This is a genomic window from Rheinheimera pacifica, from assembly GCF_900108485.1.
GTDB classification, from domain to species: domain Bacteria; phylum Pseudomonadota; class Gammaproteobacteria; order Enterobacterales; family Alteromonadaceae; genus Alishewanella; species Alishewanella pacifica.
Window position 1 is genome coordinate 36,723 of record NZ_FNXF01000021.1, and the last position, 18,989, is coordinate 55,711.

General features: G+C 44.0%; 21 protein-coding genes and 1 tRNA gene. 7 read left to right on the forward strand and 15 right to left on the reverse strand.

The features are described from left to right. Nucleotides 1-93: 93 nt before the first annotated feature. Nucleotides 94-2,031: an ATP-binding protein gene (locus tag BLW68_RS18980; protein WP_092796654.1), complete on the reverse strand. Its 1,938-nt coding sequence runs from the start codon at nucleotides 2,029-2,031 to the stop codon at nucleotides 94-96. A gap of 168 nt (nucleotides 2,032-2,199) precedes the next feature. Between BLW68_RS18980 and BLW68_RS18985 the strand changes: the two genes are divergently transcribed. The 3 genes from BLW68_RS18985 to BLW68_RS18995 all read left to right on the forward strand — a co-directional run bounded on the left by BLW68_RS18985 (nucleotide 2,200) and on the right by BLW68_RS18995 (nucleotide 5,927). Further along, nucleotides 2,200-2,276 (forward strand) — tRNA-Arg (locus BLW68_RS18985). A 137-nt stretch (nucleotides 2,277-2,413) separates the two neighbouring features. Further along, on the forward strand, nucleotides 2,414-4,909 hold the full coding sequence (locus tag BLW68_RS18990; RefSeq protein WP_092796656.1) for a TnsA endonuclease N-terminal domain-containing protein: 2,496 nt from the start codon (nucleotides 2,414-2,416) through the stop codon (nucleotides 4,907-4,909). A 1-nt stretch (nucleotide 4,910) separates the two neighbouring features. Beyond that, nucleotides 4,911-5,927 carry a TniB family NTP-binding protein gene (locus BLW68_RS18995; RefSeq protein WP_092796658.1) on the forward strand — a complete coding sequence of 339 codons (1,017 nt, stop codon included), beginning with the start codon at nucleotides 4,911-4,913 and terminating at the stop codon, nucleotides 5,925-5,927. Nucleotides 5,928-6,260: 333 nt separating this feature from the next. Here BLW68_RS18995 and BLW68_RS21005 read toward each other — a convergent pair whose 3' ends face one another. The 12 genes from BLW68_RS21005 to BLW68_RS19050 form a co-directional block, all read right to left on the reverse strand. Continuing rightward, nucleotides 6,261-6,515, reverse strand: a complete 255-nt coding sequence (locus BLW68_RS21005) for a hypothetical protein (RefSeq protein WP_143039988.1) — start codon at nucleotides 6,513-6,515, stop codon at nucleotides 6,261-6,263. Nucleotides 6,516-6,960: 445 nt separating this feature from the next. Then, nucleotides 6,961-7,308, reverse strand: a complete 348-nt coding sequence (locus tag BLW68_RS19005) for a hypothetical protein (protein ID WP_092796662.1) — start codon at nucleotides 7,306-7,308, stop codon at nucleotides 6,961-6,963. Between the two features lie 9 nt (nucleotides 7,309-7,317). Continuing rightward, entirely contained in the window at nucleotides 7,318-7,533 is a 216-nt protein-coding gene (locus BLW68_RS19010; RefSeq protein ID WP_092796664.1) for a hypothetical protein, read from the reverse strand. A 19-nt stretch (nucleotides 7,534-7,552) separates the two neighbouring features. Then, the gene (locus tag BLW68_RS19015; RefSeq protein WP_143039989.1) at nucleotides 7,553-8,038 is read right to left on the reverse strand and encodes a hypothetical protein; all 486 of its coding nucleotides are present in this window, start codon (nucleotides 8,036-8,038) and stop codon (nucleotides 7,553-7,555) included. A 205-nt stretch (nucleotides 8,039-8,243) separates the two neighbouring features. Then, a complete protein-coding gene (locus BLW68_RS19020) occupies nucleotides 8,244-8,507 on the reverse strand; it encodes a hypothetical protein (RefSeq protein ID WP_092796668.1) in 264 nt (87 codons plus the stop codon). Nucleotides 8,508-8,539: 32 nt separating this feature from the next. After that, nucleotides 8,540-9,079, reverse strand: coding sequence for a hypothetical protein (locus tag BLW68_RS19025; RefSeq protein WP_092796670.1), 540 nt, complete (start codon nucleotides 9,077-9,079; stop codon nucleotides 8,540-8,542). Between the two features lie 262 nt (nucleotides 9,080-9,341). Continuing rightward, on the reverse strand, nucleotides 9,342-9,551 hold the full coding sequence (locus BLW68_RS19030) for a hypothetical protein (protein WP_092796672.1): 210 nt from the start codon (nucleotides 9,549-9,551) through the stop codon (nucleotides 9,342-9,344). Nucleotides 9,552-9,563: 12 nt separating this feature from the next. Then, complete coding sequence (locus BLW68_RS21010) at nucleotides 9,564-9,929, reverse strand: hypothetical protein (RefSeq protein WP_143039990.1); 366 nt, start codon at nucleotides 9,927-9,929, stop codon at nucleotides 9,564-9,566. Nucleotides 9,930-9,945: 16 nt separating this feature from the next. Next, on the reverse strand, nucleotides 9,946-10,131 hold the full coding sequence (locus BLW68_RS19035) for a hypothetical protein (RefSeq protein WP_092796674.1): 186 nt from the start codon (nucleotides 10,129-10,131) through the stop codon (nucleotides 9,946-9,948). Nucleotides 10,132-10,259: 128 nt separating this feature from the next. Then, on the reverse strand, nucleotides 10,260-10,904 hold the full coding sequence (locus BLW68_RS19040) for an Abi family protein (protein ID WP_092796676.1): 645 nt from the start codon (nucleotides 10,902-10,904) through the stop codon (nucleotides 10,260-10,262). Between the two features lie 738 nt (nucleotides 10,905-11,642). Continuing rightward, nucleotides 11,643-12,125, reverse strand: coding sequence for an ImmA/IrrE family metallo-endopeptidase (locus BLW68_RS19045; RefSeq protein WP_092796678.1), 483 nt, complete (start codon nucleotides 12,123-12,125; stop codon nucleotides 11,643-11,645). Continuing rightward, nucleotides 12,118-12,486: a helix-turn-helix domain-containing protein gene (locus BLW68_RS19050; RefSeq protein WP_092796680.1), complete on the reverse strand. Its 369-nt coding sequence runs from the start codon at nucleotides 12,484-12,486 to the stop codon at nucleotides 12,118-12,120. The genes BLW68_RS19045 and BLW68_RS19050 overlap by 8 nt, the downstream gene beginning before the upstream one ends. A 275-nt stretch (nucleotides 12,487-12,761) precedes the next feature. Between BLW68_RS19050 and BLW68_RS19055 the strand changes: the two genes are divergently transcribed. The 4 genes from BLW68_RS19055 to cas6f are packed head-to-tail and all read left to right on the forward strand — an operon-like array spanning nucleotide 12,762 to nucleotide 17,485. Next, nucleotides 12,762-13,958 carry a TniQ family protein gene (locus BLW68_RS19055; protein ID WP_143039991.1) on the forward strand — a complete coding sequence of 399 codons (1,197 nt, stop codon included), beginning with the start codon at nucleotides 12,762-12,764 and terminating at the stop codon, nucleotides 13,956-13,958. 5 nt (nucleotides 13,959-13,963) lie between these two features. Continuing rightward, nucleotides 13,964-15,871, forward strand: a complete 1,908-nt coding sequence (locus tag BLW68_RS19060; protein WP_092796684.1) for a type I-F CRISPR-associated protein Csy2 — start codon at nucleotides 13,964-13,966, stop codon at nucleotides 15,869-15,871. After that, nucleotides 15,849-16,871 carry a type I-F CRISPR-associated protein Csy3 gene (gene csy3, locus BLW68_RS19065; RefSeq protein WP_092796685.1) on the forward strand — a complete coding sequence of 341 codons (1,023 nt, stop codon included), beginning with the start codon at nucleotides 15,849-15,851 and terminating at the stop codon, nucleotides 16,869-16,871. The genes BLW68_RS19060 and csy3 overlap by 23 nt, the downstream gene beginning before the upstream one ends. After that, on the forward strand, nucleotides 16,868-17,485 hold the full coding sequence (gene cas6f, locus BLW68_RS19070) for a type I-F CRISPR-associated endoribonuclease Cas6/Csy4 (RefSeq protein ID WP_177172294.1): 618 nt from the start codon (nucleotides 16,868-16,870) through the stop codon (nucleotides 17,483-17,485). Before csy3 ends, cas6f begins: the two co-directional genes overlap by 4 nt. A gap of 576 nt (nucleotides 17,486-18,061) precedes the next feature. On the opposite strand, the gene BLW68_RS19075 is transcribed toward cas6f, so the two are convergent. Together BLW68_RS19075 and BLW68_RS19080 are read right to left on the reverse strand one after the other, a co-directional pair. Further along, nucleotides 18,062-18,349, reverse strand: coding sequence for a type II toxin-antitoxin system TacA family antitoxin (locus BLW68_RS19075; protein ID WP_092796689.1), 288 nt, complete (start codon nucleotides 18,347-18,349; stop codon nucleotides 18,062-18,064). A gap of 313 nt (nucleotides 18,350-18,662) precedes the next feature. Beyond that, nucleotides 18,663-18,989, reverse strand: a 327-nt coding sequence (locus tag BLW68_RS19080; protein WP_143039992.1) for a transposase, incomplete at its 5' end; no start/stop codon positions are given.

Genomic DNA, 18,989 nt, shown 5'->3' on the forward strand with positions numbered 1-18,989 from the left:
CTTAGCGCAGGCTGCCTGACCGAGTATGCCAAAAATACTCAGCGATAAACCAAGTTTGCAGCCAGACGCCAACAAATTAAGACAAAAACCGGCTTAGGGCAACTGTCCTGGCTGAATTGATGCATCAAATGGCAGTTCTATATAAAAACAGCTGCCCTGCGGCGTATTGGGCATATAACCAATGCTGCCATGCATATGGCCAATCAGGCTTTTACTCACGGCCAAACCCAGGCCGCTGCCACCATGCAGGCGGCTGTCAGAACTATCGGCCTGGCTAAAGCGGCTAAATAATTTAGGCACAAATTGCTCACTGATACCCAGCCCCTGATCGGCAATGACCACCCTTAGCTGGTGCTGGCGCAGCTGTACATTTACCTGCACTGTGCTGTTTGGTGGTGAAAACTTTACTGCGTTACCCAATAAATGCAGTAACACCTGTTTTAAACGCAGGCTATCGGCCTGCACCTGTGCCTGTTGCAGCTCGGGGGGACAAAGCAGCACTAACTCAATACGTCGTTGCTGGGCCAGTACCTGGCTGTCGTTAATACATTGCTGTAGTAGTGGCAACAGCGGCAATATAGTTAACTGAAACTGCATATTGCCGCTGGCCAGCTTTTCTACATCCAGCAGCGTATTTACCAGCGTAGTAAGTTGCTGGCAGTTTGTTTGGGCCAATTGCAGCATACGTAGCTGTGATGAGTTTAATTCGCCAAGGGCGCCGCCTGTTGCCAGCCCCAGTGCGGCTGAAACAGAGGTTAGCGGGGTGCGCAGTTCATGGCTGACTGTAGCAATAAACTCTTGTTTTAACTGTTCGGTTTTTTGTTGCTCAGACAAATCCCGCAGCACCAGCAATTGGCGGGCCTGACGCTGCAGCCGGATATTGCTGCGCCTTATTGCCAGCGGAAATAAGCTGTTGTCGCGCCGCCGGCCCAGTGTTTCATATTCTGCTTTGTTAGTAGAGGTGGCCGTATACAACTCGTCCAGTCGCTGCGGATCAGCCAATAAGGCAGACCAGTGCATGCCCGGCAGGGTGGCCGCTGTATAGCCAAACATCGGGTAGCACGACAAGTTTACCTGCTCTATAGTGCCGTCCGGCATGGTGGTAATAATGGCATCGGCTACGTTATCCATAATACTGCGCAGTTGTAGTTTGTTGCGCTGTTGCTCTGCAACACTACTACGTAAATGCTGGCGTGACATAAACAACCAGCACAACAGCGCCAGCAGTAATACTGTTACGCTGTATGCAGTGGCACGAATAGGCAGCGTGCGGTCTGGTGGTGGGGTAAGCGAGCGCACGGCCATTTGCCATAAAGCACCCCGCAGGCTAATAGCAAGCAGCATACTGTCGTCATGAAACAGCCGCTCATCACCGTAAAACGCTGCACTGGCACGGCCTTTAGCCGACAGGCTGCGAATGGCAACCTGCACCTCTTGCTCAGAAGTTTGCTGCTCCAGCAGCTTCCATACTGAATCGATATTAACCACTGTGCTGATAATGCCCCAGTAGCTGTTAGCATTCATATATACCGGCAGGCGGTAAATAAAAGCCGTGCCGCCCTGCAGCAGGGTAATAGGCCCCACCAGCCGGGCTTCGCGCTGGGCAATAATGGCTTCAATATCCGGCCATTGTTCTTTTATATCGGGGTAATACAGGCCAATGGCTTGTTCATTGCCGATCAGTGGATACAAATAACGCAAAGTATTGCCAGGCGCGATACCAATATTGCGGATATGCCGGGCCTGGTGTACCAGTTCGGGCAGTAATAAATGCATTTCGGCCGGCGAAATTTCGCCATTGCGGGCCTGCACATGGGCAGTAAGGCCAATGGTAAGGTACAACGGTATATTCAGCTCAGACTCAATCAGCGCCCGCAATTGCCCTGCACTGGCAATTTCATGGCGTAATTGCTGGCTGCGGGCATGTTGTTGCTCGTGCTTTACTAACGTTTCGGTAGCAAATATCGCAATAAGCAGCAGTGTTATCAGTAACAGCCATTGCCAGGAAGAAGGCAGAAATGTATTGCGCATGAGTTAAAGCATTACACCAAAAGAAGGTCGGATACCACTGTAGCGCTAAGGCGGCGAACTTGTAAATACGTCTGCGCAAACTGAGTGCCGAAAAAACGCTCAGCTAAGCGATAGACACACAAGGCAAGGCTGTCTATAATGCGCAGCTTCTGCATAACTGCAGATTGTGCACCCGTAGCTCAGCTGGATAGAGCGCTGCCCTCCGGAGGCAGAGGTCCCGCGTTCGAATCGCGGCGGGTGCACCAAAACAAACAACCGCCATTTCGGCGGTTTTTTGTTTTTGATGTCGTTTTAAGTATAAAGTGAACTTTTTTAAGCATAACTTGAACTTTTGTAATTTTCTGCCACGCTTATGTAACTTAGTTACAAACAGTGCCCTCTTATGCAGAAACGGAAAATCACTAAATCTGCAGTCACTAATATTTTTAGATTTGTTTCCTCAAACAAGCCCGCCCCTATCACCGTAGAGGGTTACAACGAATTCATAGCATGTCACTACTTTGAATTCTCCCCTTTGGTAGTCGATTTTGAAGCCCAACCTCAGCGTTTTGCATTTCCGGTAGAGAACAGCAATAGACCTCTTATCTATACACCCGATTTTCTAATTCGACTGTATGGCCAACCAAGTGTCTATATGGAGATCAAACCCTATGCTGTGACTCTCACAGAAAAGTTTAAGCATAAGTGGGAATTGTTGCAAAAGGAGTTTTCCGATAGAGGGCTTTACTTAGTGTTAGTTACAGACAGGCAACTTATGCGTGGTCAGATGGCTGAAAATCTGAAACTGGTTCATCGATATATGACACGTGAACCCAATACTGCTGAGCAAGAAAGTATTCTAAAGCTCATAAGTCATTCCCCGCTATCAGTAAGCAACTTATCTACGCAACTTCAACTACAGGAAAGTATGACAATTTCATACTTGCTCAATCTGGTTGCCAAAAAACTGCTGTCTTTCCCACTATATGCGGAGTTAAACCTCAATACTGTATTTCAGATACCACAATCTGTAAAAGAATGCGGGATAGATAAAGTTTTTGAGCAATTATTTCCTGTACCTGATGATATTACTCACGACGAATTTACAGAGTCTTTCCGTAAAGAAGTAAAACAAAGTTTGGACGAAGCCGACTCCTATGAGCATTTGGACGCTCTAACAGAGAAAGAACGTGAGCAGGCTATATTTCGCTGGAAAGTACTAAGTAAAGTCGACGAATTATGCAACGGGGTGCTTTCGAACCAACGGCTTAAAGAGGTTTATCCAGAACTTGAGTCAGAATTTTCGGATAAAACGCCATCAATATCTTCAGTTAAACGTTGGTCAAAAATTTATATAGAGTCTGGCAGGTCTATAAAGGGATTATCACCCAATATCAATAAACGTGGTAACAAAGCGCATAGATTATCCAGTGAAATGGAAGATCTCATTCAACAAGCGTTGGACAGAATCAAAGACTCTAAGTCAGGAGCGGTATCCAGCGCCTACAGTTATCTTCAGCATTTGGTGTTCCAATTTAATCAAAAATCTGGTTTAGCCCTCAAGGCACCATCAATTCAGACTTTTTGGGCACGTTTTAAGAAAATTTCGCCATATGAAATGGCGGTAAAATGCAAAGGCAAGTTTAAAGCAACCAAAGAATTTAAACACATTGGTGAAATGATAAAAACAAACCGTCTCTTGGAACGAGTAGAAATTGACCATACCAAGCTGGATTTTTTCGTCGTAGAAAAGGACAGCTTTATTCCGCTCGGAAGGCCTTGGATCACAACGCTTTGTGATGTGCATTCAAGATCTGTACTTGGTTTTTATATCGGGTTCACACCTCCCAGTTTTGTCGCTGTTGCCAGAGCGTTAAAGCACGCACTTTTACCCAAGGACTATATTTTAAGCAGATATCCCGCCGTTAAAAACGCTTGGCTCTGCTTTGGTAAGCCTGAACTCATCGTGTCGGACAACGGCAAAGAGTTCGATGATAAGGATTTCAAGTTGGTATTGGGCAAGTTGCTGATTAATTCAGGCAAGAATCCAACCGCAACGCCCTATCTAAAACCAATTATTGAAAGATTCTTTGGGAAGCTGAATTCTGAACTACTGCGAGCACAGCCCGGTCATACTTTGGCTTCATTAAAAGGCTCAGTAGATTATGATCCCGCCAAAACAGCTGCTGTTGATATGGATAGGTTGCTGCAGATTATTCATATCTGGATTTGTGATGTCCTCCAGGCGGGCCCTAACTCTAGACGTGACCGCATCCCTAATCTTACATGGGTCAAAGCTTTAGATAAATTTGCGCCGGTTCAATATGATTATGATGCTGAAGATTTAAATCTAATCATGTGCCGGACCTTTACCGGCCAGTTAAGAGTAGGTGGAGTGACGTTCAGACGCCTCCACTACTCCTGTGATGCTTCAGCCCAACTCCGAGGACGCATTGGTGATCATGAAGTAACATACAAAATAGACCCAGAAAATCTGGGCTATATGTATATTTCTAACCAACTAAAAAAGTCTTTTCTTAAAATTCCGGCAGTTAAATTTGAGTATGCATCTTCAGTAACTCTCCATCAGCATAAAATCAACTGTATCGTTGCCCGAAAAATCGTTGGGGACAACTATTGCGAAGAGGACATTATCGAAGCAAAGAGTAAAATTCATCTGTTGATTGACGAAGGGTTATTGGCAAAAGGTCAGTCCAAAAGACGGACAGGCAGTATTTCCAAAGCGGCCAGGTATGTAGAGGATTCAAAACTGGCAACGACGTTGGCCGCTGAGCAGCATGATAAGCATTCGGTCACACTTCCTGACACCAACAGTGAAAAGAAATTGAAAAAGAGTACAACTAAAACTATAGACACCACTGGCTGGGAGTTCCTTTAACATGGCAGCAAAACTCAGTGAAGAAGACATCAAGGCAAAGCTAGCTCGTTTTCGTTCAGCATTTCTTGCAAGCCCGTTTCTCAAAGCCGTGCTAGATGAGCTTGATGAGTGCCGCGAGTTATCAAAGCTTGGTGGCGACCCTGAATGTATGATTGTTACCGGTGATACGGGAGCCGGTAAAACCTCACTCATTAACAAGTACCTCGAACTGAACGCAAGAAAAAACTCATATGAAGGCACCGTTATACCAGTTTTGTTGACTACTTTGCCTGGCGAGGCCAATTCAGTGGCCCTGTTTCAACAAATTCTGACTGATCTCGGCCATCCTTATCCGTTTGAATCAAATAACGAGGTACAACTGCGTAAGCAAATCAAGGACCTTGCGCGCAACTGCCGATTGGAACTTATCATTGTCGACGAATTCCAACACTTGATGGAGAAAAAAAGCCTGACAATACTCAAGAAAACGGCAAACTCTATAAAAAGCCTGATCGTCGATACCAAAATACCTATGGCGCTATTTGGTATGCCGTACAGTTCGGTGATCTTGGATAGCGTCAGTCAGCTATCAAGCCGGTTCGAGCGCCGAAGAACACTAAGCCCATTTCGTATCAGTACCGAGGATGAACGAAACAAATTTTTAAAGTTATTATCATGTTTTGAAACCCTAATGGATTTGCCAGAGCCATCAAACTTTCAATCTGATGATATGTCTCGTCGATTATATGCATATTCGAGTGGCAACTTTAAAAAATTAAAGAATTTACTTAATTCGGCTTATAAAGCCGCTATCGAAAACGGCGAACTTCACATAAGTAAAAACAGACTTGCCGAAGAGGCTAGATCCCGCAGCTCTACCGTTGAAGAAAAAAACAACCCATTTTTGCTGCCTATGCATAAGTTAAAAGTTATAGAGCCTGGAAAATATGTAGGCTGGGACGACTATACCCAAGGAAAAGGAGTTAACCTTCGTTTCAAAGATAACCCTAAGGAGCTTAGCTTTTCTGATGTGTTTTAATACGGTTGTCAATTCCTGCGATAAATTTTACTAAGTATTTATATATATCTTGTCTCCATGTAAAATAACCTATCACGCCTGAATTCACCGCTGCCACAAAAGACACATAAATAGACAGTGCAATTAATTGCACTTAGATGTACTACCACAAACGAATCACGTATATCACTGCAGCTGCACATGTGGCATTCGCAAGTTTGTTGTCTAAACAACCTGCATCTATTTTATTCATTTCTCTTACCCAAGCACGAAAAACCGCACGAAGGTGTGAGCCCCAACGTAAATTTGTACCAGTAGCGTTTAGCGTTGTAAGGTGTGTCCTATATCCGTAAATTAGTCAGATGAAGTAAATGTAACAGGGACTGAGCTATATAATTTCTTGTACCTGTTCAACTCTTCAGCCGTTGTTTGAGATAAACGAGTTGAATTGTAAGGATCATTTTCTAACTCACCCATCTCCTTAAAATAATAGGACGTACCACTTTGTGAACAACTATGCTCATTAAAAACAAGCCTGTCCACAGGCACAGAACGAGTGTAGCCACCAGGCGTTTTGAAGGTTAAAAATTCCCCTGCTGATGTATTCATCTGCTGTTTCCTGCCAGGTTAATTATTGGTTGGTTTTGTAACCACAGTTCGGAGGCATCCAGTCGCATTCGCGCAGATCCTCAAATTTTGGAGTCATCATAGACAATCGGTACTCAGATTCAGTGATCGGATCAAAATCCATGTCCCCGTCAGTTGTCCGAACATACCAGACGCCATCTGGCCCTTTTTGCTTGCAAATGCCGGTAAATTTCACTTCGGGTGTCCTATATCAATTAATCCAACTTAACTCGGTTTCATCAAACAGGCCTTCCTCCATTTGAGGCGGCACTGATGGAAATCGGAGTACCCATAGTTTTTTTCCGGAGCTGTTAAGGCGGCTAACAGCAACGCCGGTCTGGCCGATAAACTTACTGCTCCATCTGCCGCTTGAGCTAATAACTTTTGCGTCACTTCCTATACTGGCCATCAGTTAATCTAATTTGATTTATTTAGTGCTGTTTGCCACTGATTGAACAGCTTTGTCTACGGAAAACGGCCTTATTTCGTTATTAGAAAAATGAACCTTGTAACATGGGTGAGTAACCCAACTATTGCCTATTTTCCGCTTCTCAAAATCTACGCTAAACGCAGTAATCAATCTTCCGTTTAACTCATAACCAGGAGAATTGTCACAATACCTTTCGTACACATCCTTCAAAGCATTAAATAACAGGCCTTCTTTAATCGGCCCTTCGGGCAATAGCTCTTTCTTCTGGCTCTTAAAATAATCCTGAGCTTCACCTTGCGAGGTGAACATTCGCCCAGCGATTGTTACTGGCTTTGCTTTACCCATCGTTTTTTCCTATTCAAATTTTTCGTGTTCTTCACACATTGCTTCACCATTAAAGCCAGCAAATTCACCGCAAATAGTGCAATCTGAAGCCTTGCTAATTTCAGATTCAATGATAGAAAGTTGTTTTGTCGATAACTGACCATTAGTATCGAGATGCAACTTTGCCAGTTCAGAAGGTAGTCCTCGATCAGCGATTGAAAGCTCTATAATCAGATCTTTTTTCATGGTTTTTCCTATTCAGTTGTTATGACTTAAATTGGTCATTGTATTTAGCTGCTCTTGCGCTTAATTCAGCGCACACACCAGTTAGTTCCTGCACTTCCATGATAGCCGCAGCAACCTGAGAGACGGCTACACGAGCAGTCTTTTCTTCACCAATACCGGTTGACGCAGATGTAATTGATTCAGAGAAATATGTATTGCCAAGTTCATCAAAGAACAGAGCAGACAGAGGGGTATATCCATCCGCAACTCGCAAATGAAAGCTCACCACCCCAATAAATCGACTCTTAGTGCTGTCATAAGTAAATTGAAATTCTGGTTTTACTTCGCGGGAAAACAAAACGAAAGATGCACTGCCAGCGTCCTTAACGTCAATCGGGAATTCACGCTTGCTGCTTACCAAATATTGCAGCAACGCTTGTGTGAATTCATTGTACAAACTATTGAACTTACCGACGTTCAATGCAGCACGTTTTGCCAAATCGGTATTTCTAATTTCAAATTTCATCGCTTTCCCTACTTCGCCAATCGTTTCGTTGAAAAGCTCCCAGCAGACCGCTGTGAAGCTGAATAATCGCAGCCCTTGTAGGGGCACTCATAGTGTTCATTCTCAGTTGGAATACCATCAGCATTGTGCTCTGTTAGTTCAAATTTCCGATGGCAACTAGGGCAAGTAATTTGTTGGGTTTCATCAGCCATAATTGTGTCCTATATCAATATTCGCCACGGATCAGGCCATCGTCGCTTTCGTCAGCCGCGCCATGACCACCATTAAAATCACCATCCAAAACGGCAAGGAAAAGGTTTCCATTGCCACGGTCATCAAAGCGGAGACTACCAGAACCAGAGCCACCAAAAACTTCAATACCGAGCTTCTGCGCTTCTTTTGCATAGCGCGACAAACCTTGAGCAATCCGTTTAACGTCCAATGGATTTAACCCCGCTGCTTCACATTCTTTTTCATTAACGCTGGCCATAGCCGGGGTATCCTCTCTGGTTAATTGTTTTGCTACTGTACGGCAGGCGCAGGGTCATAAGGCGTGATTATTTCAGAACCTAGAGTCTCACCTGGTTTATAGGGACTGACGAAATCCTTGTGCAGTGTACAAAGAGCGATTAGTAGTGAAAGATCATCAGATAGCTTTATTGCCGTTTCCTTAAGACTTAAGATTTCGGAATAACTCATAGAAATCATCTGGTTTGATCCTTTGTGAAACCTAAGCATCTCAAACCCTCCCCCGTCTACCAGTGCCAACACACCATGAGCGATGTGATTTCGTTTATCCAGCAAAGCCTTTGTGCGGGTAAAGATTCGATTGATTCGTTGAGTGGCAGGTGATTCCGGAACATCCCTCAAGACACTTTCAACTATTTTTAGACGTTCAGCAGTGGTAGCCTTCATCCACTTCGCTGGTAACTTAATTGGTATTGGTTGTTGAGTGACTATTCCATAGACATTTATTAATAGGTAGTCAATTTCGTTCATGGAGTAGATGACCCACCCAATACTCGTAGCCCAATGACTGCGCTGCGGATTACCTGTATTCATGCTGTTTCCTATCGCTTAATTTCGTTAAAATCGTCATCGAATTTGCGGCCATAATCAGCACGGGCCGCTTTAGCTGTACAGCCATCACCCTCATACATGCAACCGCCTACACAATGAACGTTACTGCACTTGGTTTTCCAAACTTTTTCGAGCACTGCGCCGGAGCCACTGGTAATCTGACGCGACAGTGTTTTTGTTGGCTTACCGCATGACGGACAAAGCAGGTTCGGATTGCTGGCCACTGTCGGTTTTCCTATTAAGGTTATTTACCTAAATACCTTTTAACGACCCAGAATATTGCAAAAATCGCCGCAAGAAATAATCCCCAGCCTAAACCAATTGCGGCTGAAAAAAATAATGCATCAGAGCCTTCAACACCTTCAGGCGCATCCAAAAATATCATCCCCACAACAGGAAAAACAAATAGCGCAATAATCAAAACCCAGTTAAATATTTTTTTATCTTGTTCCACTGCTTGTGATTCCTACTTTGACTTTGGAGATGCTTCTGCTTCTTGGAATAACTTAAACTGGTAGCTTGCCGGTGGAGGCATTTCAAAATGGCTGGACCTTAAACTAACAGAGCTCACTGTGTTGCCGCAGACCTGCTTTGTCACTGATACATCAAAAAACTGAAGTCGGTTACCATGTATATTTGTATTACCAATCTCTCTCACATTGCCGTAGAATCGACAATCTGAATTTAGATCTCTAAATTCAACGCGAGCCCCTGTTTCAACGCGAGATAAAGGGGTGATAGGTTCGACAGTTGTCACAGCAACATCATGTACGGACGCCTGAGATACTGAAGCGAATAAAAGGGCTAAAACGGTTATTTTTATTTTTTTCACAAATGTTTCCTCTATTTTAAATTTTACCTGTCAAAGAAAGCCAAGCTATCCAGGCTCCGTTTGCCATGTCTTCTTTGTACCAGCCAGAATCAAAAACAGGCTCCCAACTAAAACTGAGCCCATGGTTCGGATGGATCTTAGTGAACCAAGCTTCAAACTCGGCATGATGCGCGTCGTACAAGTTTTGAATTTTGGAGGCCATTGGGTGCCCTGTATATCCTGAATCGATTAAATGTTGATATGAACTATACTAACGCAGTCTTTGCGCACAGCAACAAATCGGACAGGCCTAAATTGGCACTTCTAAGCAAATAGTCCTGAGCCTGACCATTAAATTACTGGCTTGGTCATTAATCGAGTCACATCTTCCAAGTTTGATAGCCATACTTTAGATACCGCGCATCGCCAGTCAATTGCTTTAATTATGGCAGGGAGGAGATTGGCTAGGTTTGGCTGGTTAAAGATTGGCTCATGGTGGGCAATTCTATTCCGAAGCATTCGAATGACGAAGCAGTCGGATTTTAGCTCATCACGAATGGTGTCCTCGTCCGGTCCCATAGAGTGCGGGAATACCATTTTTATATATGGTACCCATATCCTGACATTGTGGGTATTTTTAAGCATATTTTCGAACCAAACCAATTTTAATTCTGGCAATACTTTACCAACACCGATGTAGCCGGCTGAAGCTTTTATCAGTTCAGTTTTCTGTTTGCCCGATAATGAATTTCTAAATGCTGGATCAATTGGCCAATCGTTACCATATCTGAGCGCAATTGCCTCACTAATTGCATTTCTTAATGTGATCTCGTAAATGTGAAGCGGCAATATGAAGGAAGCCGAAAGCTTCGCGTTCCATTCGTAAAGCTCTATAGCGAATTCTACTGAGTCTTGACCAAGAAAATTGAGTATGGCGTTGCGATAGGTTGAAAGCCTGTTTATTGAGAGATTTTTCTCTATTGCGGCGTGGGACATCAGGCTTCCTTAATTAGTATAATGATTGACGGAAAGGTCAATAACGTCTAGTATTGTCAATGAGGGCTCTGGCACATCACTGCGAAAGCAGACCACCAGGGACAAAAGATATCGCAAAAACCCATTGCTTAGGCTGTGGGTTTTTCCGTTTAAAGAGATCATTTAACTTCATCTTTTGGTTTACGTCCACGCTTTTTGGGCTCCGGCATCATCCTGGCAGCACAAGCTCTAATGTGATTGAAAATCAATATCAGTGTAATCACGCCAGAGAATCTGGATCTCGATGATGTAACAGCTGCTGCACTATGCGCTGCGCGTCAGGGGCATTCCGGCGCTTTCATGAATATAAAAAAGCCCAGCAATGAAGGTGGGCTTTTATCATTAAAATGCCTACGATAGGCATTAATTCCGTATCTAAAACTTACTTATTGCTGCAACACTTGCATTGAGGAAAGACAAAAACTTTACCGTTCTTTGGGTAAATGGTTTTGCCATTCTTTGTCACATAACGTGCAAAGACTACCTCGCAAGTGTTACCACATTTCGGACAGTATCCCGTCTTCATGTAGTAACCCCTATGGCTTTCGCAAATATCGAACCCACAAAAATTTGCGATTTGCTGGGAGAACCACTAGACTTACTAACGCCAATTAGAAAGTGTCATGGTGGGTTGCCTCCATACACCAGTAGATGTGCCAACATCTACCCCCTACAAAGCCCTGTGCCAACAGGGCTTTTTTAATAAAAGTCGAAAGTTAATTGTCTCATTTCATAATTCAAATGCGCTAGAGCATATTCTGCAAACATATCCGCCTGCCACTCAGCGTCCTCAGCCTGTGTAGGGGGCATCACTGAAAAGTGCATACTCGGTTGGTGCCCTAAAACTAAATGGCCTAATTCGTGAAATAATATTGCCAGTGCTGTTCTATCGCCTTTACAGGCTTCGACGTATTTACTATTTGGAACCCTGATAGTCAGAGTTTGTGGATCGTAATGTCCAATAATTGATAAGTGTGTCGCTGAACTCCAGTCTCTATCTTCAACAGGATCTAATGTGATTCCATATTCAGCCAATCGCTCAAAACACACATCAAACTTTTTATTTTTTGATCTGCTGGGTTTAAACCCCAGCACCTCACATAATATTATTGCTGAATTCTGTATTTGAGCTTCAGCTAAAGGACTCACACGCTGTCCACGAAATTGATAATCACTACTCATCGTTATCCTTACGACCATTTAATTGGTTCAACAAACCGGCAAAGCGTTGTAGCTCTTCAGGTGTAAATTGAGATTTAGCAAAACCAGCTACCAACATTTTTTGTTGAAGCGACAACCCATCAACTGGAATGCTCTCATTTGATACGTGAGCCAATTCACTCAAATGTTTAATTTCGTAATCCTTTGACTTAAAAAAGCCGTAAATAGAATCGACCCATTTCGCAGGTATTTTTTTTGCACCAGTCTCCATTCCACTTAAGAACGCAGGTGTAGTGCCTAACTCTTCAGCCATTGTCAAAAGAGTGTAGCCAACATCTATCCTGGCTTTTCTGACCGCCTTTCCAAATTCAGTTAGAGCCATTTCATATTTCCTCAGCAACCGATCCCCAAGCCCCTATAATTTAACAGCATCCCAGCTGCTATGTTGATTTTATCTAAAACAAACTTAAATTCAACCATTTTGGTAAATTAATTTTGTTTTTTAGTTAATTCGGAATTATTTCAACTGCTGGACATGTTGTAGTCAACCATCTAGTACCATCGAAGCTATCTTCGTTACGAATCTGAATATTGAATTAAGCAATAGGCGGTCTATGCTTGGTTTACAAAGAGATATTTGAATAATCTGAGACTGCCTTGCGCTACCTTGTCCGCCCCAAACCCAAATCTGACGAAAGTCTTGAATCCTTTATGCTGCGGGTTGCCAGAGGTAACGGTTATTCAGATTTTTCAACGTTCATTCAGTCTGCAAAAAGCAGTGTTATTGGCTCCTCAGCTGGAAGATTTGAGTCATTCTTACCTGAAGACATCGCAAGTGCTAACTTACACCACTCTCAAATTTCCAGTCGTCGTCGTATCGACATGTTGCGTCAGTTCGCAGAGCTGGCCGGTTGTACGCTGTCTGATTTACTGGATATTTGTTTGGCCCGCGGCGCGGTTACCTTTTCGAAAAGACGCGTGAGTCTGTACAGACAAGGTGTAAATATACCGCTCGATGAGCTGCGACCACTTCACGAAGTTCCTGTATGTCCTTCATGTATTAATGAAAATGGATATCGCCGGCAACTGTGGCATTTTCGATCCTACACGGCCTGCCATCAGCATGGCATTTCGCTGATAAATCATTGCCGTTGTGGCGCATCTTTGAATATGGTTGAACAGGAGTTTTCTGGCAGTTGTCATTCTTGCGGGGCGTCTTTGCTTGAGCAAATTGAAAATGCGTCCGATCCCGAGCTAAAACTATCAGCCTGGCTATCAGGAGAGACGACGGAGCATCTTCCAAGTGTTGCACAAAGCCATAGGTGGGGGCTTGTTCACTGGTTCAGGCATTATGTCGCATTTGATGATTGTATCGCTGAGGACTCATTTTTTAGCTACTTCAAGGCTTGGCCTGATTCTTTATTCGAGAAGCTAAAATCGGACTTCACAAAGGCCATTGAACTTGCTGTTTCACCTTTAAATGAAATGACCTTTCAGGACGTTTTTGGTGATCTCTTGATAGTATCTTGCCGGTTGCCGGGCTCGGCACTTGCAGACAACATTGTACTTAGAAGCATTGTGAAGTTTTTGTCTGATGAGGTGATCGATAAAGGTAGTGTACTCGGCGATTTGGCCATTAACAGTATTGAGGCTGCGATTTTGCTTAACACTACCACTGGGCAGATAGCATCACTTTATGACCAAGGTATCTTACAAACCAAATATCAACTTAGGAGCAGTCAAATTGTGGCCGTGACTGCTCCGGTATTTCGTTTGTCGGATGTGCTCTGCTGCTGGCTCACGTCCTATCAGAGTGAGACGTCAAACCGGCGCTATCTGGTTTCAAAGTGGTAAATCGGATGCACTTAACAGAGCTTTTACAGTTGCCAGATGTGCAGGTTAGAAATGTCGAGTTGAAGCGGGCTTTTAATGCTCTTAGTGAAGGAGTTTGTATTGACGGTTTGGAAGTTCAGGCTATCCATATATTGGCAAATCTGACTTTAAAACTCAGTGACGCGTTGGATGTCACCTCGGCAACAGAATCTTGTAGCCTGTTAAAATCTCAAGACTGGTTATGTAAATGCCTTTCGGCTGTGAGGTTCAGACATTCACATAATTTAAAGTATCCTGACTATAAGAACCGTGGCGTATTGCGACTTGAGCCATTAGGGAGTCTCCCGACTGGCTACATATCGTCTCAATGGTGTAAGGACCATGCCAGGCTTGGCTGGTCACATAATTCTGCCGATATCAATTACCAGCTATTTCTCTGCGCCTCATTCAATTGGCTGGGCGGGTTAAGCTGTATAGCTGACTTGATCCGCGAGGGGGATTCGAATTTTAAAGAGCTTCTCTCTGAAGCTGGGGTGTATAAAAAGGATATTATCCGGCTGACTCAAGAACTGCAGAGAATTGCGCCCAAACAAACCTTGCTTGAGCTTGGCCCGGAGTTACGCCAAATTCGGCTACCTTATCGCAACGCTTATTGTGCTGTCACTCCGATCCCATCGCATATGTTGCAGCGAGAGATACATCTGGCGTTAAAGGCCGAGAAACGGCATCGAGGTGTTATTAAACACACCAGAGCGGCAAGCGTAGGTGATTTGGCTGCTGCAACTGCCGGCCGGGTGTTCACTTTCAGGACTGTGCCAAAAAAACTTTGGATGTGGCACAGCCTTAATCCGAAGTATTCAATGTCGGACACAGGTTTGCTGGCATTAGAGCAGCTTACCAAGGCTGAGCAGATGCTGCTGACAGACAATAATCGAAAGCGCCTGGTCGATGAGTGGAAACAAGAAGTCCTTAATTACATTGATATCTGGATTAAGAAATACGACATCCAAATAGAGCTCAATGCCAGCACTTTAGTCGCGCAATTTAACGTGCACCTCAGCAAGACAAAGATCGGTCGTGAACTAGCGTATCAGCCCGATGTAACAAGACTACTCAACCAGCTGATGAGCAAAGCAGCATCCGATTATGACGTTTCTCCGACAACGCAGGGAAACTATCAATATCTGGTATTGCCAGGCATTAAAATTTCCGGTGCTACGGCATTTAGCTCGGCTTACACAGTGGGCATCCCATCGCTAATGGGAATATGGGGCTTTCTGCACGCATTTGAACGGAATATCCAACGCCGGACGAGTAGTACTTTTCAAATTGAGAGCTTCGCCCTGTGTTTGCATCAGTTTGTATTAGACGACCGTGGATTAACCAGAGAAGTTAAACTAGACAGCAAAAGGCTTGTTACCCCTGCAACTCTGCCAACACGTTATTGTGATTTCGTCATCAGTTTTGTTTTAAAAGTACGCAAAGCTCAGTTACAACTGGAGCCCATCCAGTTGATTTCATACTTGCCAAATTCACTGTGTCAGGGGGCGGTGCACGCCCAAATAGATCGGCTTGAGAGTTTTCTCTGGATGGATTCGTTTTATCGCGCAGTCCAAGCGATACCGGAAAAAAGAGGACGCTGGCTGACACCGGATCTTAACTTTTCACCAAGTGATGTCGAAACATTAACTCTTGTACCCGAGCTACTGCTCACAACAGTGGGTTACCAACTTCTGGAAACGCCTACTGAAAAAACGGGAGCTGTAGATGATATGCCACATGCCTTTGCTGAACCGGTTCTCGGGAACGTGTACCAGCGCCATGCCGGCGCTGATGCTTTGGATCATGAATTTTTCTGGAAGCTTGCAGTACTTCCAAATGCCTTTCTATTAGGGACTGAAGGAACTGAACATGAAGCTGCCTCAACGATTTAGCTACCGCCGCTCACTGTCACCCAGCATTGGTGTTTTCACTTATGTGAATAAGCAAGGAGAGGAAAGATCACTGCCGTTTAAAACAGTGAAAGTACTCGGTCAAAAAGAGGGGGTGGCGGAAGGATTTGATAACAAAATGATTCCCAAAGCCTCAGCTACAGCGAAGAAACTTGGCGAGGGAAACCCACATACTATTGAATATTGCCATGTCCCTTACGACGCGAACCGGGTCTTCTGCAGATTCTCGTTGACTGTTAATGCAAACTCTATAGCGCCCGAGGTGTGCAATGACACTGAAGTTATAGAGGCCATGTCTGAATTTGTGAAGTCCTACATAGCCGTGAAAGGCTATAACTATCTTGCCGAGCGTTACCTGATACAGATCATTTCTGGTGCCTGGTTATGGCGAAATCAGTATTCACTGGGTACTACAATCAGGATCCGAACCCACAAAGGTCGAAATCTGGTAGCTGAAAATGTACAGCCGCATTCTGGGCAAAAAGGCTGGCAACAGAATTTAGCTGGCTGGGCAGATTTGGTTGATGAGTTTAGTGAAGCACTAATTAATCCGGGCACATTTTTACTTTGCGAGGTAGAGGCTGAGATTATCCCAATAACCTGTCAGGAGATATACCCCAGTCAGGCATTTAGTGATCGGGATAGCGCAGATACTGCCGGGCGGATATTCCAAAAAACTATGGTAGATGGCACTGAGAGCCCAATTTTAGGTGCCTATAAAATTGGAGCGGCAATCGCTCAGATTGACGATTGGCTTGATGACGCTGTCGAGCCATTACGAGTGGGTCAATACGGGGTAGATAAAAAGATAAGTGCAGCATTGCGCACACCTGAAAATGGATTAGATTTTTTCAGTACCATTACGCAGGTTGAGCAACTGACCGACGAGATAAATGCAAAAAAACAATCCAACAACAGAGCTCACTTTTTGGCAGCTAATCTGATTAAAGGTGGTTTATTTCAGAAAGGGGCCGCCAATTGAATAGGTACTTTTTTTACATTCGCTATTTACCAGAAGTCGTAAATTGCGAGTTCCTGGCAGGTAAATGTATTCGTATTTTACACGCGTTTCAATCACGGTTTGAACTTCGAAGCATTGGAGTAGCGTTTCCTGAGTGGAGCGCTTCCAGCATCGGAACTTCAATTGCATTTGTCTCTGAATCTGAGCGCTCATTGGCAATGCTAAGGACTCAACACTATTTCACGCGGATGGTTGAGGAAGGATATTTTGCGTTGAGTGACATCTTACTCGTACCTATAGAGCTTGGTGTACCGGAAGTTATATATTACAGAGAGCGTCGTTTGGAAAAAGAAACAGCTGCGGCCAAGAAGCGAGAGTTTAAGAGGTTGCAGAATCGCGCGATAAGTAGAGGAGTAGAATACAAGCCCAAAGAATCTCAATCGAAAGAATCTGTTTTACCCTTGTCTCATCTTATTCCATTTTGCAGTTCAAGTGGGCGTGTATTTAATTTATGTATCGGACGGTTAGATTGCAATCAACTGATAAATGATCAATTTAGCAGTTATGGGCTAGGTAACCGGGTGAATATGACAGGCTCGGTACCCGGCTTGGCACCATTTATTAAGACGCTCTAGTAAGTGATTGATTAGTTGAGAATATTATTCTAGGTTTTTTAAATTGGGTTTTATCTGTCAACTCTGGCTAAAGCCTTGATTTAATGGGTTCATCTTTTAAACTATTTATAGTGCTCCGCCGAGCAGGTGGCTGAGAAAATAACAATGCAAGTTTTAAAGTTGAGGTTATGGTGCTCCGCCGAGCAGGTGGCTGAGGAACCGGAAGCAAAAGTCGCAGGTTCAAATCGTGGATTCCGCCGTATAGGTGGCTGATAGTGTATTGAAGAAATCTTGCAATATAAGTGTCAATTACAATGAAAAATTGGAATGCACAGCAATAAAATAGACAAGGATAACGTGTACCATCCTTTAACTAGAAACATATTTGAGGATCACGTAGAAGTTCTAGCTCTCGGTGAACTGCCTCCTAATCTCATATCATAGACACTCTCGTTGAGATGACTGTATGTTGTTGGCACATTTTGGGGTGACTATTAGCAATGTTAAGAGTTATCTAGATTCAGCCAACTGAGTAACCCGTTAACACGAGAAAGAGTCCTCCCGAAACAGCCGTTGTATGTCTCGCTAAACACAATATTAATGCTCAGAAGACATCAATTTTTTCAGTGCATCAGATGCTGGCTTTGGATTCTTGATTGCGCGATTCAGTGAAGCCCAGGCTAGGTCATTCAGTACCGTCGTGTGTCGACATGCCAACACGTCGTGAGCATGTTTAACGGCCTGGTTCAGGATAAACGCATTCACGCTTAAATCGACTTCTTCTGCGGCTAACTTTAGCAGTTTTTTGATCTCAGGAGTTGTCCTAAGCTCAATTCGTACATAAGTGCTGTTATCGCCGGGTATAGGCTTTTGGGGCTCTTGCATAGCTGCTGTACTCTTTTTCACTAATATCAATAATCTAGCAGAGCTGTGAAGAACAGCAATAAAAACTATCTTAATTAAGGTATTCAGGTTAATTCACTTTCATCTATTCTGGTAGTCAACACCTGAGGATTCCTCGGTAGTTCGAACTCAGCAAAGATTAGCAATCTCATTTAGCCTAAACTAATAAACAAAGTATCGCCTTTACGAAAAATATGGACCTAAGTTACATCCGTGAACTCATACGCTTTGGGAATGCATGCCCGGTTCCCGCCAAGAGTGAAGAGAGGGTGTTCAATATTCTGTGTCAGCTTGGTCACAGGTCGATATGAGCGTCTAAGCGCCCCTCGAAGTGTATCGACAGCTGTGACAGCGTCAGATTCCAGTTTTGCACCGGGTGTGTCCAACGCTCAGATGCCTGCAAGATACCGGCATAAAGCAGCTTAAGCAAACTGTTTTCATTGGCGAATCCGCCCTTGGTTTTGGTCAGTTTACGGAACTGGCGATGCACGGCTTCCACGGCATTGGTGGTGTAGATAGCCGTTCTGACGTAGTCAGGGTATTTAAAATAGGCTGATAGCGTTTGCCATTTGTTGCGCCAGGATTTAATCACCACCGGGTACTTCTCACCCCATTTCGTCTC

Coding starts and splice junctions, on each gene's coding strand:
- BLW68_RS19005 (WP_092796662.1), bottom strand. CDS start 7,308: ATGGGTAAAGCAAAGCCAGTAACAATCGCTGGGCGAATGTTCACCTCG.
- BLW68_RS19060 (WP_092796684.1), top strand. CDS start 13,964: ATGCACTTAACAGAGCTTTTACAGTTGCCAGATGTGCAGGTTAGAAAT.
- BLW68_RS19075 (WP_092796689.1), bottom strand. CDS start 18,349: ATGCAAGAGCCCCAAAAGCCTATACCCGGCGATAACAGCACTTATGTA.
- BLW68_RS19050 (WP_092796680.1), bottom strand. CDS start 12,486: ATGGCTCTAACTGAATTTGGAAAGGCGGTCAGAAAAGCCAGGATAGAT.
- BLW68_RS19040 (WP_092796676.1), bottom strand. CDS start 10,904: ATGTCCCACGCCGCAATAGAGAAAAATCTCTCAATAAACAGGCTTTCA.
- BLW68_RS19035 (WP_092796674.1), bottom strand. CDS start 10,131: ATGGCCTCCAAAATTCAAAACTTGTACGACGCGCATCATGCCGAGTTT.
- BLW68_RS19010 (WP_092796664.1), bottom strand. CDS start 7,533: ATGAAAAAAGATCTGATTATAGAGCTTTCAATCGCTGATCGAGGACTA.
- BLW68_RS19020 (WP_092796668.1), bottom strand. CDS start 8,507: ATGGCCAGCGTTAATGAAAAAGAATGTGAAGCAGCGGGGTTAAATCCA.
- BLW68_RS18995 (WP_092796658.1), top strand. CDS start 4,911: ATGGCAGCAAAACTCAGTGAAGAAGACATCAAGGCAAAGCTAGCTCGT.
- BLW68_RS18990 (WP_092796656.1), top strand. CDS start 2,414: ATGCAGAAACGGAAAATCACTAAATCTGCAGTCACTAATATTTTTAGA.
- csy3 (WP_092796685.1), top strand. CDS start 15,849: ATGAAGCTGCCTCAACGATTTAGCTACCGCCGCTCACTGTCACCCAGC.
- BLW68_RS19025 (WP_092796670.1), bottom strand. CDS start 9,079: ATGAATACAGGTAATCCGCAGCGCAGTCATTGGGCTACGAGTATTGGG.
- BLW68_RS19015 (WP_143039989.1), bottom strand. CDS start 8,038: ATGAAATTTGAAATTAGAAATACCGATTTGGCAAAACGTGCTGCATTG.
- BLW68_RS18980 (WP_092796654.1), bottom strand. CDS start 2,031: ATGCGCAATACATTTCTGCCTTCTTCCTGGCAATGGCTGTTACTGATA.
- BLW68_RS21005 (WP_143039988.1), bottom strand. CDS start 6,515: ATGAATACATCAGCAGGGGAATTTTTAACCTTCAAAACGCCTGGTGGC.
- BLW68_RS19045 (WP_092796678.1), bottom strand. CDS start 12,125: ATGAGTAGTGATTATCAATTTCGTGGACAGCGTGTGAGTCCTTTAGCT.